General features: G+C 72.1%; 14 protein-coding genes. 13 read left to right on the top strand and 1 reads right to left on the bottom strand.

Going from position 1 to position 14,665, the window contains the following annotated elements; all coding sequences use genetic code 11:
• Positions 1 to 167, top strand: a 167-nt coding sequence (locus tag ACFY7C_RS37035) for an acetyl-CoA carboxylase biotin carboxyl carrier protein subunit (protein WP_389660181.1), incomplete at its 5' end; no start/stop codon positions are given.
• A gap of 93 nt (positions 168 to 260) precedes the next feature.
• Here the strand turns inward: ACFY7C_RS37035 and ACFY7C_RS37030 are convergent.
• Positions 261 to 1,157 carry a hypothetical protein gene (locus tag ACFY7C_RS37030; RefSeq protein WP_389660172.1) on the bottom strand — a complete coding sequence of 299 codons (897 nt, stop codon included), beginning with the start codon at positions 1,155 to 1,157 and terminating at the stop codon, positions 261 to 263.
• A gap of 326 nt (positions 1,158 to 1,483) precedes the next feature.
• Here ACFY7C_RS37030 and ACFY7C_RS37025 point away from each other — a divergent pair, with 326 nt between their 5' ends.
• The 12 genes from ACFY7C_RS37025 to ACFY7C_RS36970 all read left to right on the top strand — a co-directional run bounded on the left by ACFY7C_RS37025 (position 1,484) and on the right by ACFY7C_RS36970 (position 14,646).
• Positions 1,484 to 2,833, top strand: a complete 1,350-nt coding sequence (locus ACFY7C_RS37025; RefSeq protein WP_389660169.1) for an MFS transporter — start codon at positions 1,484 to 1,486, stop codon at positions 2,831 to 2,833.
• Positions 2,736 to 3,395 (top strand): TetR/AcrR family transcriptional regulator, encoded by a 660-nt coding sequence (locus ACFY7C_RS37020; protein WP_389660166.1) that lies wholly within the window; start codon positions 2,736 to 2,738, stop codon positions 3,393 to 3,395. Before ACFY7C_RS37025 ends, ACFY7C_RS37020 begins: the two co-directional genes overlap by 98 nt.
• A gap of 53 nt (positions 3,396 to 3,448) precedes the next feature.
• Complete coding sequence (locus ACFY7C_RS37015) at positions 3,449 to 5,023, top strand: acyl-CoA carboxylase subunit beta (protein ID WP_389660163.1); 1,575 nt, start codon at positions 3,449 to 3,451, stop codon at positions 5,021 to 5,023.
• Between the two features lie 248 nt (positions 5,024 to 5,271).
• The gene (locus tag ACFY7C_RS37010) at positions 5,272 to 5,601 is read left to right on the top strand and encodes a TcmI family type II polyketide cyclase (protein WP_389660160.1); all 330 of its coding nucleotides are present in this window, start codon (positions 5,272 to 5,274) and stop codon (positions 5,599 to 5,601) included.
• The gene (locus ACFY7C_RS37005) at positions 5,598 to 6,869 is read left to right on the top strand and encodes a beta-ketoacyl-[acyl-carrier-protein] synthase family protein (RefSeq protein ID WP_389660157.1); all 1,272 of its coding nucleotides are present in this window, start codon (positions 5,598 to 5,600) and stop codon (positions 6,867 to 6,869) included. Before ACFY7C_RS37010 ends, ACFY7C_RS37005 begins: the two co-directional genes overlap by 4 nt.
• Positions 6,866 to 8,080 (top strand): ketosynthase chain-length factor, encoded by a 1,215-nt coding sequence (locus ACFY7C_RS37000; RefSeq protein WP_389660154.1) that lies wholly within the window; start codon positions 6,866 to 6,868, stop codon positions 8,078 to 8,080. Before ACFY7C_RS37005 ends, ACFY7C_RS37000 begins: the two co-directional genes overlap by 4 nt.
• Before the next feature lie 78 nt (positions 8,081 to 8,158).
• Positions 8,159 to 8,422 (top strand): acyl carrier protein, encoded by a 264-nt coding sequence (locus tag ACFY7C_RS36995; RefSeq protein WP_345487417.1) that lies wholly within the window; start codon positions 8,159 to 8,161, stop codon positions 8,420 to 8,422.
• A 130-nt stretch (positions 8,423 to 8,552) separates the two neighbouring features.
• Positions 8,553 to 9,338, top strand: a complete 786-nt coding sequence (gene fabG, locus ACFY7C_RS36990) for a 3-oxoacyl-ACP reductase FabG (protein ID WP_389660151.1) — start codon at positions 8,553 to 8,555, stop codon at positions 9,336 to 9,338.
• A 20-nt stretch (positions 9,339 to 9,358) separates the two neighbouring features.
• Positions 9,359 to 10,300 (top strand): aromatase/cyclase, encoded by a 942-nt coding sequence (locus tag ACFY7C_RS36985; protein WP_389660148.1) that lies wholly within the window; start codon positions 9,359 to 9,361, stop codon positions 10,298 to 10,300.
• Positions 10,281 to 11,207 (top strand): 4'-phosphopantetheinyl transferase family protein, encoded by a 927-nt coding sequence (locus tag ACFY7C_RS36980; RefSeq protein ID WP_389660145.1) that lies wholly within the window; start codon positions 10,281 to 10,283, stop codon positions 11,205 to 11,207. The genes ACFY7C_RS36985 and ACFY7C_RS36980 overlap by 20 nt, the downstream gene beginning before the upstream one ends.
• Positions 11,162 to 12,640, top strand: a complete 1,479-nt coding sequence (locus ACFY7C_RS36975; protein ID WP_389660142.1) for an FAD-dependent monooxygenase — start codon at positions 11,162 to 11,164, stop codon at positions 12,638 to 12,640. The genes ACFY7C_RS36980 and ACFY7C_RS36975 overlap by 46 nt, the downstream gene beginning before the upstream one ends.
• Positions 12,640 to 14,646: an SDR family oxidoreductase gene (locus tag ACFY7C_RS36970; RefSeq protein WP_389660139.1), complete on the top strand. Its 2,007-nt coding sequence runs from the start codon at positions 12,640 to 12,642 to the stop codon at positions 14,644 to 14,646. The genes ACFY7C_RS36975 and ACFY7C_RS36970 overlap by 1 nt, the downstream gene beginning before the upstream one ends.
• Positions 14,647 to 14,665 lie beyond the last annotated feature (19 nt).

Here is a 14,665-nt window from a genome sequence, read left to right as displayed (position 1 = left end):
TCGAGGAGGGCCAGGAGGTCAAGGAGGGCGACCTCATCGTCGTCCTGGAGGCCATGAAGATGGAACAGCCCCTCAACGCCCACAAGTCCGGCACCGTCAAGGGCCTGACCGCCGAGGTCGGCGGCTCCCTCACCTCCGGCGCCGCCATCTGCGAGATCAAGGACTGATCCCTCAAGGCCTGATCCCGAACGACCCGACGCGCGAGGGCTCCTGGCGATGCCAGGAGCCCTCGTGGGTGTCGGTGCCGGCCGGCGGCGGTGCTACGCGGCCGCGTCCCGTCCGTGGAGCGTCTCGTAGACGTCACCCGCGTGGTAGTACGTCCGCCCTGAGCGGGTGCGGCGGCGCCACTTCTGCGTGCTGGCGTGGCGGTAGACGCTGCCCGACGGCATGTCCCACAGGCGGGCGATGTCCGCCGCCGTCATCCAGCGGACCTCCGCCTCCAGGTCCGTGACGGTGCCTCCGCGCGCGGGCACGGCGGCCGGCTCGGCCGCCCCGCTCGTCGCGTTCGCCGCGTTCGTCGCGGCGGCACCGATACGGCGGCTGAGCTGCAGCCACTCGTGTCCCACCCAGTGGTGGGAGGCGTCGGCGCCGCAGGTGATCGTGGCGGGCAGCTGCGGCTGGCGGGCCCGTACGACGGCGGTGAGCGCGCCGGAGCAGCCGGGCTCGACGCACTCGCCGACCGCGATGCGCCGGCTGGTCGCCGGGTCGATCACGCCGAGCGCCTTGCGGACCAGCTGCGCGATCTCAGCGGACACCTCGCCCGCGGCGTCGTGCGCCGCGAGCCAGCCGCCGTTCCGGGTCAGGAAGTGGACCAGCGGGCCGACGGCGCGCCGCGGGCCGGCCAGGCCCCGCTCCTCCAGGACCAGGCTCGCCCAGCCGCTGAGCACCGCCAGGATCGAGGTGCGCACGTCCGCCGCCCTGAGGTTGAAGGGCATGCCGGGCAGCGGGCCGCCGGAGGTCTTCTCCAGGCTCCGGTCGCCGCCGCCGCCGTCGAGGTGGCGCGCGCATTCCTCGTACAGCTCCGGCAGCCGGTTCAGGTCCCGGACCAGGCGCTCGTGGCAGTCCAGGCAGAGGCGGCTGGCGGCCGCGGCCGGGCGTCTGGCCCGTCCGGCGCCCTCGCGCCGCACGCAGCCGGCTCCGGCACAGACGGTCGTCATCACGACGGACATTCGGTTTTACCCCCATGAGTCTCGGCGACCTCCGGTCGGCGGTCGCCACGGACCCGGGAACCGTATTTCCGCGATTATCGGGGCCGCAAGGGCCGGGGAATGTCACCTGTAGTACGTGACGGAATTCGATGAATTCACGAACTGTCTTTTCGCTGCCCTGACACGAATTCACACCCCGCTACGGAACCGATCATTCCTGACACGCCTTGACCGGGATCTGACATGGGAATTCTTGACCGCGGGACCGGGGCCGAAGAAGCTATAGGGCAGATTCCCCTGCCGTGCGCCCCGTATTCTCCTCACCCAAGGATGAGATGAGATCACCTCTCGCCGGCACGCTCCAGTCCCTGACCGTCCGCAACTTCCGGCTCTTCGCCGCGGGACAGCTCGTCTCCGTCGCCGGCACCTGGATGATGGTCGTCGCCCAGGACTGGCTCGTGCTCTCCCTGACCGGGGACTCCGGAACCGCCCTGGGCCTCGTGACCGCCCTGCAGTTCGCACCCCTGCTGCTGTTCACCCTCTACGCGGGCGGCCTGGCCGACCGGTACGACAAGCGCCGCCTGCTCATGGCCGCCAACCTCGTCTCGGGCGTCCTGGCGCTGCTGCTCGGGGTCATGGTGCTCACCGGCACGGCCGGACTGTGGCACGTCTGCCTCTTCGCCCTCGGGCTCGGCGTCGTCAACGCGGTCGAGGTGCCCACCCGGATGTCCTTCGTCAGCGAGCTCGTCGGTGCCGACCTGCTGCCCAACGCCTCGGCGCTGAGCGCCGCGTACTTCAACGTGGCGCGGGTGGTGGGGCCGGCGCTCGCGGGCCTGCTGATCGGCTGGTTCGGCACCGCGACCGTGATGCTGCTCAACGCGGTCAGCTATCTGGCGACCGTCGCCGCCCTGCGCGCGATGCGGCCGGCGGAGCTGCACCGCTCGGAGCGGCGGCCCGGACGGGCGCCCGTCATGGACGGCGTACGGCACATGGCGACCCGGCGCGACCTGCTGCTCCCGATGATCCTGGTGGCGGTCGTCGGCATGCTGGGCTTCAACTTCCAGCTCACCCTGCCGCTGCTCGCCAAGACGGAGTTCCACGCGGAGGCCGCCGCGTTCGGGCTGCTCACCACGGCCTTCGCGGCGGGTTCGCTGCTCGCGGCGTTCGTCACCACCCGCCGCCGCGGGAGACCGGCGGCCGGCGTCGTGATCGGCTCGGCCCTCGCGGCCGGGGTCCTGCAGAGCGCGGCCGGTCTGGCCCCCACGTACGCCTGGGCCGCCGTGCTGCTGCTGTGCACCGGCTTCGGCTCCCTGTACTTCGCCCAGGCGGCGAACCACCGCATCCAGCTGGGCACCGACCCCGCCTACCGAGGCCGGGTCATGGCCCTCTACACGCTCGTCTTCCAGGGGACCACTCCCCTGGGCGCCCTCCTGATCGGCGCCCTCAGCGAACGGTACGGCGCGCGCGCCGGGCTGCTCGCGGGCGGCGGGGCCACGCTCCTGGCCGCCCTCGCCGTGCTCGCCGCGCACCTGCGGACCGGGCGCCCCCGCACGTCACTGATCCGCACCTCACACGGAGGAACACACCATGACCATCCAGCAGACAGCGATCGCGCCCGTCCAGGCCGGTTCGGCGGAGGAGCGCAGGGAGATCGTCCAGGCGGCCCGCGTCGTCTTCGCCCGTGAGGGCTGGACCCACACCGGCGTCATGGACATCGCCGTGGAGTGCGGCCTCGACGAGGCCACCGTCACGCACTACTTCAAGGACAAGGAGCGGCTGCTGCTCGCGGTCCTCCTGGAGGGCAGCGCGTCGGTGGCCGCCTCGCTCACCGTCATCGCCGAGGAGCACCTCTCCGAGATCACCGACCTGGAGAAGGACCTGACCGAGCTGGGGCGCGCCTGGCTGACGCCACTGGCCGCCTTCCCCGAGCACTTCGCGATCGTCCGGCACCTGGGCGCCGAGATCGCCACCTGGCCGGCCGGGGTGGTCGAGATGTGGCGGACCGCGGGGCCCCGGCAGGCCAACCGCGAGCTGGCCCGCCGGCTCGCCCGGGTCGCCGAGCAGGGGCTGCTCTCCTTCGAGGACCCCGAGCACGCCGCCGAGCGCTTCATCCAGCTGGTGGCGGGCGGTGTGGTCCAGCGCTCCTTCCACGGCGCCCTGCCGCTGTCCGACTTCGAGCGCGACGCGGTGATCAGCGCCGGCGTCGCGGACTTCATCCGGCTGTACCGGCCGGGCGCCGACCGCTGACCCGGCGCACGCACCCGGCCCACGACCCGCGACCCATGGAGGTGGGGAACACCATGGCCACACCAGCCACACCGCAGGACTCGATCCAGGCCCGGATCGACGAGCTGGCCGAGATCAAGGAGACGGCCCGGCAGGGGCCCGACCCGGCCGCCACCGAGCGCCAGCACGCCAAGGGCAAGCTGACCGCGCAGGAGCGGATCTCGCTGCTCCTGGACAAGGGCTCGTTCAACGAGGTGGAGCCGCTGCGGCGGCACCGGGCCAGCGGTTTCGGGCTCGAGAACAAGAAGCCGTACAGCGACGGCGTGGTGACCGGCTGGGGCACCGTCCACGGCCGCACCGTCTTCGTCTACGCGCACGACTTCCGGATCTTCGGCGGCGCGCTCGGCGAGGCCCACGCGCAGAAGATCCACAAGATCATGGACCTGGCCGAGGCGGCCGGCGCCCCGCTGGTCTCGCTCAACGACGGGGCCGGCGCCCGCATCCAGGAGGGTGTCACGGCGCTCGCCGGCTACGGCGGCATCTTCCAGCGCAACACCCGCTCCTCGGGCGTCATCCCGCAGATCTCGGTGATGCTCGGCCCGTGCGCGGGCGGCGCCGCCTACTCCCCGGCGCTCACGGACTTCGTCTTCATGGTCCGCGAGACCTCGCAGATGTTCATCACCGGACCGGACGTCGTCAAGGCGGTCACCGGCGAGGAGATCTCGCAGAACGGTCTGGGCGGCGCCGACGTCCACTCGGCCACCTCGGGCGTGTCGCACTTCGCGTACGACACCGAGGAGGAGTGCATCGAGGACGTCCGCTACCTGCTCTCGCTGCTGCCCGCCAACAACCGCGAGCTGTCGCCCGTGGAGCGCTCGGGCGACCCCGTCGACCGGATCAACGACGCGCTCCTCGACCTGGTGCCGTCCGGCGCCGGGCAGGCGTACGACATCCGCAAGGTGATCGAGGAGGTCGTCGACGACGGCGACTACTTCGAGGTGCACCCGGCCTGGGCGACGAACATCGTCTGCGCCTTCGCGCGGCTCGACGGGCACGTGGTCGGCATCGTCGCCAACCAGCCGGCCTCCATGGCCGGTGTGCTGGACATCAACGCGTCCGAGAAGGGCGCGCGGTTCGTGCAGTTCTGCGACGCCTTCAACATCCCGCTGATCACGCTGGTCGACGTGCCCGGCTTCCTGCCCGGCGTGGACCAGGAGCACAACGGCATCATCCGGCGCGGGGCCAAGCTCCTCTACGCGTACTGCAACGCGACCGTGCCGCGGATCTCGCTGGTGCTGCGCAAGGCCTACGGCGGCGCGTACATCGTCATGGACTCGCGCTCGATCGGCGCCGACCTGGCGCTGGCGTGGCCGACCAACGAGATCGCGGTGATGGGCGCCGAGGGCGCGGCCAACGTCATCTTCCGGCGGGAGATCAACGCCGCGGAGGACCCGGAGGCCGTGCGCAGGCAGCGCATCGAGGAGTACAAGAACGAGCTGATGCACCCGTACTACGCGGCCGAGCGCGGGCTCATCGACGACGTCATCGACCCGCGGGAGACCCGGTCGGTGCTGATCCGTTCGCTCGCGATGCTGCGCGCCAAGCACGCGGACCTGCCCTCGCGGAAGCACGGCAACGCCCCGCAGTGAGCCCGCGCGTGACGTAACCCACAGTCATGCCTTGGCCTGAGCAATTCCTGTAGTTCCTGCACCGAGATTTGACGTGACTCCCCTTGAACGAGGGGGAGTCACCGAAGAACATAGATGTCAGAGTCCGGCGCTTTGTCAAAGCGCCTCTTTTTTTGACTCCGTCCGGTTCCGGCCCTCTTGCTGTCGAACCGTCGACGTGACGTGAAACTCCAGTCCGCCGTACGGCTTTCCACTTGGAGAAGAATCGCATGCACAGCAATCTGATCGTGGCACGGATGGAGCCCGGATCGAGCGGCAACGTGGCCGATCTCTTCCGCGCGTTCGATGCCACCGAGATGCCGCACCGGATGGGCACGCGCCGGCGCCAGCTCTTCCACTACCGCGGTCTCTACTTCCACCTCCAGGACTTCGACACCGACCAGGGTGGCAAGCACATCGAGGAGGCGAAGCACGACCCCCGGTTCGTGCGGATCAGCGACGACCTGAAGCCGTTCATCGAGGCGTACGACCCGGCGACCTGGCGGTCGCCGGCCGACGCCATGGCCACCCGCTTCTACCACTGGGAGGCCTCGCAGTGAGCGGCCGACGCGTAGTCATCACGGGCCTCGAGGTCCTCGCCCCCGGCGGCGTGGGCCGCGACGCCTTCTGGTCGCTGCTGAGCGAGGGCCGCACGGCCACCCGCGGCATCACCTTCTTCGACCCGACGCCGTTCCGCTCCCGGGTCGCCGCCGAGATCGACTTCGACGCCGAGGCGCACGGCCTCAGCCCGCAGGAGATCCGGCGGATGGACCGGGCCGGCCAGTTCGCCGTGGTCGCCGCCCGCGGCGCCGTCGCCGACAGCGGCATCGACCTCGCCGAGCACGCCCCGCACCGCGTCGGCGTCACCGTCGGCACGGCCGTCGGCGCGACGATGGGCCTCGACCAGGAGTACCGGGTCGTCAGCGACGGCGGCCGGCTGAACCTGGTCGACCACAAGTACGCGGTGCCGCACCTCTACAACCACCTGGTGCCGAGCTCCTTCGCCGCCGAGGTGGCCTGGGCCGTGGGCGCCGAGGGCGCCAACGCCGTGGTCTCCACCGGCTGCACCTCCGGCATCGACTCCATCGGCTACGCCGTCGAGCTGATCCGCGAGGGCTCCCTCGACGTGCTCGTCGCCGGCGCCACCGACGCCCCGATCTCGCCGATCACGATGGCGTGCTTCGACGCGATCCGCGCCACCACCCCGCGGTACGACGAGCCGGAGCGCGCCTCGCGCCCGTTCGACGGCACCCGCAACGGCTTCGTCCTCGGCGAGGGCACCGCCTTCTTCGTCCTGGAGGAGCTGGAGAGCGCCCGCCGCCGCGGCGCCCGCATCTACGCGGAGATCGCCGGCTACGCGACCCGCTCCAACGCGTACCACATGACCGGTCTGCGTCCCGACGGCGCCGAGATGGCCGAGGCCATCCGGGTCGCCCTCGACGAGGCGAAGATGAACGGCGACGAGATCGACTACATCAACGCGCACGGCTCCGGCACCAAGCAGAACGACCGCCACGAGACCGCCGCGTTCAAGAAGAGCCTCGGGGACCACGCGTACGCCACGCCCGTGAGCTCCATCAAGTCCATGGTCGGCCACTCCCTCGGCGCCATCGGCGCCATCGAGATCGCCGCCTCGACCCTGGCGATGACGCACAACGTGGTGCCGCCCACGGCGAACCTGCAGACCCCCGACCCCGAATGCGATCTCGACTATGTGCCCGTCACCGCGCGGGAGCACCAGACGGACGCCGTGCTGACCGTCGGCAGTGGCTTTGGAGGCTTCCAGAGCGCGATGGTCCTCGCCCGGCCGGAAAGGACCGCCGCATGAGCGCCTCTGTAGTGGTGACCGGCCTCGGCGTGGTCGCGCCCAACGGGCTCGGCGCCGAGGAGTACTGGCAGGCCGCCCGCGTCGGCAAGAGCGGCATCGGCCGCATCACCCGCTTCGACCCGACCCAGTACCCGGCGCAGCTCGCCGGGGAGATCCACGGGTTCGAGGCCTCCGAGCACCTGCCCAGCAAGCTGCTGCCGCAGACCGACCGCATGACGCGCCTCGCGCTCGTCGCCGCGGACTGGGCGCTCGAGGACGCCGGGGTGAACCCCAAGGAGATGCCCGCCTTCGACATGGGCGTGGTCACCTCCAGCGCGTCCGGCGGCTTCGAGTTCGGCCAGCGCGAGCTGGAGCGGCTGTGGAGCCAGGGCAGCGAGTACGTGTCCGCGTACCAGTCCTTCGCCTGGTTCTACGCCGTCAACAGCGGCCAGATCTCCATCCGGCACGGCATGAAGGGCCCCAGCGGCGTCGTCGTCAGCGAGCAGGCCGGCGGCCTCGACTCCGTCGCGCAGGCCCGCCGCCAGGTCCGCAAGGGCACCCCCCTGGTCGTCACCGGCTCCGTCGACGCGTCCCTGTGCCCGTGGGGCTGGGTGGCGCAACTCACCAGCGGCCGCGTCACCACCCAGGACGACCCGGCCGCCGCCTTCCTGCCCTTCGACGAGCGGGCTTCGGGCCACGTCCCGGGCGAGGGCGGCGCCATCCTCATCATGGAGCGCGAGGACGTCGCCCGGGCGCGCGGCGCCAAGGTGTACGGCGAGATCGCCGGCTACGGCGCGACCTTCGACCCGAAGCCGGGCAGCGGCCGGCCGCCGGCCCTGCGCCAGGCGATCGAGACCGCCCTGGCCGACGCCGGGGTCAGCGCCCGTGACGTCGACGTGGTCTTCGCCGACGGCGCGGCCGTGCCCGAGCTCGACCGCATCGAGGCCGAGGCGCTGAACGCGGTCTTCGGCCGCGAGCAGGTGCCCGTCACCGTCCCCAAGACGACGACCGGCGCCCTGTACTCGGCCGCCGGCGCGCTCGACCTGGCGACGGTCTTCCTCGCGATGGAGGAGGGCCTGATCCCGCCGACGATGAACACCCGGCCGTCCGACACGTACGGCCTGGACCTGGTCGTCGGTCACCCGCGGACGCACGAGGTGCGCACCGCGCTGGTGCTCGCCCGCGGCCTGGGCGGCTTCAACTCCGCGCTGGTCGTCCGCTCCGCCGACTGACCCCGCACCGCCCGTACCGCCCCGCACCGCCCCGTACCGCCACCACGCCGAACGGGTACGACCCGGAAAGGAACCACCATGGCCGAGCAGGCTTTCACCTTCGACGACCTCCGCCGCATCCTGATCGAGGCGGCGGGCGCCGACGACTCCTACAACCTCGACGGTGACATCCTCGACACCGACTTCGAGGAGCTGGGCTATGAGTCGCTGGCCCTCCTGGAGACCGGCGGCCGCATCGAGCGCGAGTACGGCATCTCCCTCGACGAGGACATCCTGAGCATCGCGAACACCCCGCGGATGCTGATCGACGCGGTCAACAGCGGCCTCGCCGCCCTGGTCTGACCGGTCCCGGTCCGCCCCGTCACTCCCCCTCCGCGCCACAACCCCCCACACCCCCACCCCACTCACCGCCGGGTGGTGCCTCGTCGCACCACCCGGCGGGCCCTTTTCCCTCCCACTGGAGACGCCACCCATGTCAGATCAGCAGAAGCGGGTCGCCCTGGTCACCGGAGCGACCAGCGGCATCGGCCTGGCCGCCGCCCGGCTCCTGGCCGAGCAGGGCCACCGGGTCTTCATCGGCGCCCGCAGCGCCGACAACGTCGCCGCGACCGTCAAGGAGCTCCAGGCCGAGGGCCTGGAGGTGGACGGCACCACCCTCGACGTCCGTTCCTCGGACAGCGTGCGGGACTTCGTCCAGGCCGCCGTCGACGCCTTCGGGACCGTGGACGTCCTCGTCAACAACGCCGGCCGCAGCGGCGGCGGTGTCACCGCCGACATCGCCGACGAGCTGTGGGAGGACGTCATCGACACCAACCTCAACAGCGTCTTCCGGCTGACCCGCGAGGTGCTCAACACCGGCGGCATGCGCCACAAGAACCGCGGCCGGATCATCAACATCGCCTCCACCGCCGGCAAGCAGGGCGTCGTCCTCGGCGCCCCGTACTCGGCGTCCAAGCACGGTGTCGTCGGCTTCACCAAGGCCCTCGGCAACGAGCTCGCCCCCACCGGCATCACCGTCAACGCGGTCTGCCCGGGCTACGTGGAGACCCCGATGGCCCAGCGCGTGCGCCAGGGCTACGCGGCCGCCTACGACACCACCGAGGACGCCATCCTCGAGAAGTTCCAGGCCAAGATCCCGCTCGGCCGCTACTCGACGCCGGAGGAGGTCGCGGGTCTGGTCGGCTACCTCGCCTCCGACACGGCGGCGTCCATCACCTCGCAGGCGCTCAACGTCTGCGGCGGACTCGGCAACTTCTAAGGCCCCAAGGAGAGCTGACCATGACCATCCGTGAGGTCGAGCACGAGATCACCGCGGCCGCGCCGGCCGAGACGGTGTTCCAGCTGATCGCCGACGTGGAGAACTGGCCGCGGATCTTCCCGCCCACCATCCACGTCGAGCACGTGGAGCGCGGCGAGCGCGAGGAGCGCATCCAGATCTGGGCCACCGCCAACGGCGAGCCCAAGAACTGGACGTCCCACCGCACCCTGGACCCGGAGAACCTGCGGATCACCTTCCGGCAGGAGATCCCCACCCCGCCGGTGGCGTCCATGGGCGGCACCTGGATCATCGAGCCGGTCTCCGCGACCGAGTCGCGGATCCGGCTGCTGCACGACTACCGGGCGATCGACGACGACCCGGAGAGCCTGAAGTGGATCGACGAGGCCGTCGACCGCAACTCGCGCTCCGAGCTGGCCGCGCTGCGCGACAACGTCCAGCGCGTCCACGCCGAGACCGAGGCCGATCTGACGTTCTCCTTCGAGGACTCCGTCGAGATCGCCGGCTCCGCCAAGGACGTCTACGACTTCATCAACGAGGCGAACCTGTGGTCCGAGCGGCTGCCGCACGTCGCCACCGTCCGCCTCGACGAGGACGCCCCGGGCCTGCAGACCCTGGAGATGGACACCCGCGCCAAGGACGGCTCCGTGCACACCACGAAGTCGTACCGGGTGACCTTCCCGCACCACAAGATCGCCTACAAGCAGGTGACGCTGCCGGCGCTGATGACCCTGCACACCGGCTACTGGACGTTCACCGAGACCGACAGCGGTGTCACGGCGTCCTCGCAGCACACGGTGACCATCAACACCGAGAACATCGCCCGCATCCTCGGCGCGGACGCCACCGTCGCCGACGCGCGGGAGTACGTGCACACCGCGCTCAGCACCAACAGCAAGGCCACGCTGGGCCACGCCAAGGCCCATGCCGAGGCCCGGCGCTGAACTCGGCGGTCCACCCCGCGAGTCCGGGCCCCGCGAGTCCGGCCCGCGTGAGTCCGGGCGCCGCGAGTCCGGGCAGCCGCTGATCCCGGCCCTCGGCGAGCCGCCGCGGCTTTCGCTGTGGCTGGTGCGCCCGCCGTCGGCGGACAGCCCGGCGGCGGCCCGGCTCGCGGTGCGCGAACTGGACGCGGCGGAGCTGCGGCGGGCCGAGCTGTTCGTACGGCCCGGGGACCGCGTGCAGTACCTGTCGGCGCACATCGCGCTGCGCCGGATCCTCAGCGACGCCACGGGCTATCCGCCCGAGCGGCTGCGCCTGGGCCGGGAGCCCGGCCCGGCACGACCGCACCGCACGACCCGGCCCGTGCTGCGGGACCCCCCGCTGCCGGTCCACTTCTCGCTCTCGCACAGCCACGGTCTCGTCCTGATCGGCACGGCGGCGACGGTCGTCGGCGTGGACGTGCAGCGCACACCGACGGCCGAGGCGGTGGAGGTGTGCGGACCCGCGCTGCATCCGGCGGAGTGGCGGGAGCTGCTCACGCTTCCCGAGACCCGCCGGCCGGACGCGTTCGCGGAGCTGTGGACCCGCAAGGAGGCGTATCTGAAGGGTCTGGGCACGGGGCTCGGCCGCAGCCCCGCCCTCGACTACCTGGGCGTCGGAACCGACGCCGACGCCCCACCCGGTCCGCCCGGCTGGATCGTGCGGAACGTGCCGGCCGGTCCGCACCACGCCGCCGCCGCCGCGCTGGCCGTCCCCGCGGAGCCGATCGTCACGCTGCGCTCGCTGCCCGCGGCCTGCCTGTACGACGGCGCGGCGGGCCTGCCGCTGTCCGCGGCTCCGCTACTGGCTTTGAGAAGGAGAGACTCATGGACGCTTCGGTGGTCGTTGTCGGAGCAGGACCCGCCGGGCTGATGCTCGCCGGGGAACTGCGCCTCGCCGGGATCGACGTCACGGTGCTCGAACGGCACCCCGGGCGCACCGGCGAGTCCCGGGGCATCGGTCTGACCATCGGCACCATGGAGGTCTTCGACCAGCGCGGGCTGCTGCGCCGGCTCGGGGACTTCGAGACCAGCGGCATGGGGCACTTCGGTGGCATCCCGCTGGACATGAGCGTGCTCGGCGCCTTCCACGAGGCGGCCAAGACCGTGCCGCAGTCGGTGACCGAGGAGGCCCTGGAGGCGTGGGCGGCCGAGCTGGGCGCCGACATCCGCCGCGGGCACGAGTTCGTCTCGTACGAGGAGACCGGCGACGGCGTCACGGTCACCGTGCGCCACGAGGACGGCGAGGACCGGCTGCGGGCCCGCTACCTCGTCGGCTGCGACGGCGGCCGCAGCACGGTCCGCAAGCAGGCCGGTTTCGACTTCCCCGGCACGGCCGCCACCACCGAGATGCTCCTGGCCGACCTGCGCGGGGTCGACCTGGAGCCGCGGATGACCGGCCAGCACACCGACGGCGGCTTCGTGATGGTCGCCAAGCTGCCCGGCGGCATCCACCGCATCATCGTCGGCGAGCACGGGGTGCCGCCCCGCAAGCGCACCGGCCCGCCGGAGTTCGCCGAGGTCGCCGACGTGTGGAAGCGGCTCACCGGCATCGACATCGGCCACGCCGAGCCGGTGTGGATCAGCGCCTTCGGCAACGCCTCCCGGCAGGTCACCGAATACCGTCGGGGCCGGGTGCTGCTGGCCGGCGACTCCGCCCACGTGCACCTGCCCGCGGGCGGCCAGGGCATGAACACCAGCGTCCAGGACTCCCACAACCTGGGCTGGAAGCTGGCGGCGGTGCTGCGCGGCGACGCGCCGGAGGAGCTGCTCGACACCTACCACTCCGAGCGCCACGAGGTGGGTCGCGGACTGCTCGCGAACACCCGGGCGCAGAGCCTGCTGATCCTCGGCGGCGAGGAGTCGGTGCCGCTGCGGGACGTCCTGGCCGAGCTGGTCCGGATCCCCGGTGTGTCCCGGCACCTGGCGGCCAAGGTCAGCGGGCTCGACATCCGCTACGACATGGGCGGCGGGTCGAGCCCGCTGCTCGGCCGGCGGCTGCCGCACCTGCCGGTGACGGTGGACGGCCGCCGCACCAGCAGCACCGAGCTGCTGCGCTCGGGCCGCGGTGTGCTCCTGGACCTGGACGACACCGCCGTCCTTCGCCGCCGCGCGCAGCCCTGGCGGGACCGCGTCGACATCGTCACGGCGAGCCCCGACCCCGTGCCCGCCGACAGCCCGCTCGCGGGCGCCTCCGCCGTGCTGCTGCGCCCCGACGGCTATGTCGCCTGGGCCGCGCCCGGCAGCCACCGCGACCTGAGCGGCGCGCTGGCCCGCTGGTTCGGTCCCGCGCTCGGGCAGCGGTGATGACCGGGAGGACCCCCACCCGCACCGATGTCGTGGTCGTGGGCGCCGGGCCCGTCGGACTCTTCCTCGCGGCCGAGCTGCGGGCGTACGGCGCCGACGTGGTCGTCGTGGAGCGGCTGACGGAGCCCACCGGCGAGTCCAGGGCCTCCGTCCTGCACGCGCGGACCATGGAGATCTTCGCCGACCGCGGCTTCCTGCCGCGGCTCGGCGACCTCCCGCCGGTCGGCCCCGGCCACTTCGGCGGCCTGCGCCTCGACCTCGCCGAGGCCGACCCGGACCATCCGTACGCCGGCCAGTGGGAGTGCCTCCAGTACCACCTGGAGACCGAACTCCAGGCGTACGCGGTCGAGCTGGGCGCCGAGATCCGGCGCGGCCACACGGTGACCGGTCTGCGGGAGACCGGCGACGGGGTCCGCGTCGAGGTGCGCGGCCCCGCCGGCGGCGCCCGCGCCACCCCGTACACGATCGACGCCGGCTATGTGGTCGGCTGCGACGGCGAGCACAGCACCGTGCGGACGCTCGGCGGCTTCGCCTTCGCCGGGCACGACGCCGACAGGGTGATGCTGCGCGCCGACGTCGCCGGCATCGCGATCGACAACCGGCGGCTCCAGCGCTTCGACGGCGGCATCGCCACCGCGTACCGCAGGCCCGACGGCACCACCCGGCTCATGGTCCACCGGTTCGGCGAACAGCCGTCCGGCGAGGTGACCTTCGCGCAGGTGGTGTCCGCCTGGGCCGCCGTGACCGGCGAGGACATCGGTCACGGGGAGCCGCGCTGGCTCAACCGCTTCGGCACCGTCTCGAAGCAGGCCACCGAGTACCGGCGGGGTCGGCTGCTGCTGGCCGGCGACGCCGCGCACAGCCAGATGCCGGTGGGCGGACAGGCGGTCAACCTGGGCCTGCAGGACGCGGCGAACCTGGGCTGGAAGCTGGCCCGGGTCGTCACCGGCGCCGACCGGCCCGAGCTGCTCGACACCTACCACGCCGAGCGGCATCCGGTCGGGGCGCGGACGCTGGCCAACATCGAGGCGCAGGCGCGTCTGCTGTTCGGCACGGAGGAGGTCGTCGCGCTGCGCGACGTCTTCGGCGAACTGCTCGAACAGGCGCCCGTCCGGCGCCATGTCGCCCGCATGATCAGCGGCCTCGACGTGACGGAACGGCCCCGCCCCGAGGTGCCTTCGCCGTCGCCGTCGTCGTCCCGGCCGCACCCCTCGCACATCCACCAACCCGGAAGGTCAACCGTGGACAGGCTCACCGACAAGACGGCCCTCGTGACCGGTTCGAGTCGCGGCATCGGCAGGGCGACGGCCATCCGGCTCGCCCGCGAGGGCGCGCTCGTCGCCGTGCACTACACCGCCAACGAGCAGGCGGCGAACGACACCGTCGAGCTCATCGAGAAGGAGGGCGGCAGCGCCTTCACCGTCCGTGCCGAACTCGGCGTGCCCGGCGACGTGCACGAGCTGTTCCTCGGCCTGGAGCGCGGCCTGAAGGAGCGCACCGGCGACACCCGCCTGGACATCCTGGTCAACAACGCGGCCGTCACGTCGACGGGTTCGGCTCCGGAGGACCTCACGCCCGAGGAGTTCGACCACTACTTCGCGGTCAACGCGAAGGCGCCGTACTTCATCGTGCAGCGGGCCCTCGGGCAGATGCCGAGCGGCGGCCGGATCGTCAACCTCACCACCGGCGTCACCCGCACCTCGGTCCCCGACCAGGTCGCCTACGCCATGACCAAGGGCGCGATCGAGCAGCTCACCTTCCAGCTGGCCCGCATCCTCGCCCCGCGCGGCATCACCATCAACAGCGTGGCGCCCGGCATCACCAACAACGGCGGCGCGATCTTCGACAACCCGCAGGCCGTCGAGGCGATGTCGAAGTTCTCGGCCTTCAACCGGGTCGGCGAGGCCGGTGACGTCGCCGACGTCATCACCTTCCTGACCACCGACGAGGCCCGCTGGATCACCGGCGCCTTCATCGACGCCACCGGCGGCACCCTCCTCGGCTGAGCCGGCACCGGCCCCACCG

It is taken from the genome of Streptomyces sp. NPDC012769, from assembly GCF_042901205.1.
GTDB lineage: Bacteria > Actinomycetota > Actinomycetes > Streptomycetales > Streptomycetaceae > Streptomyces.
The sequence above is the reverse complement of the archived record's forward strand: the minus strand, read 5'-3'. Positions and strand labels throughout refer to the sequence as shown.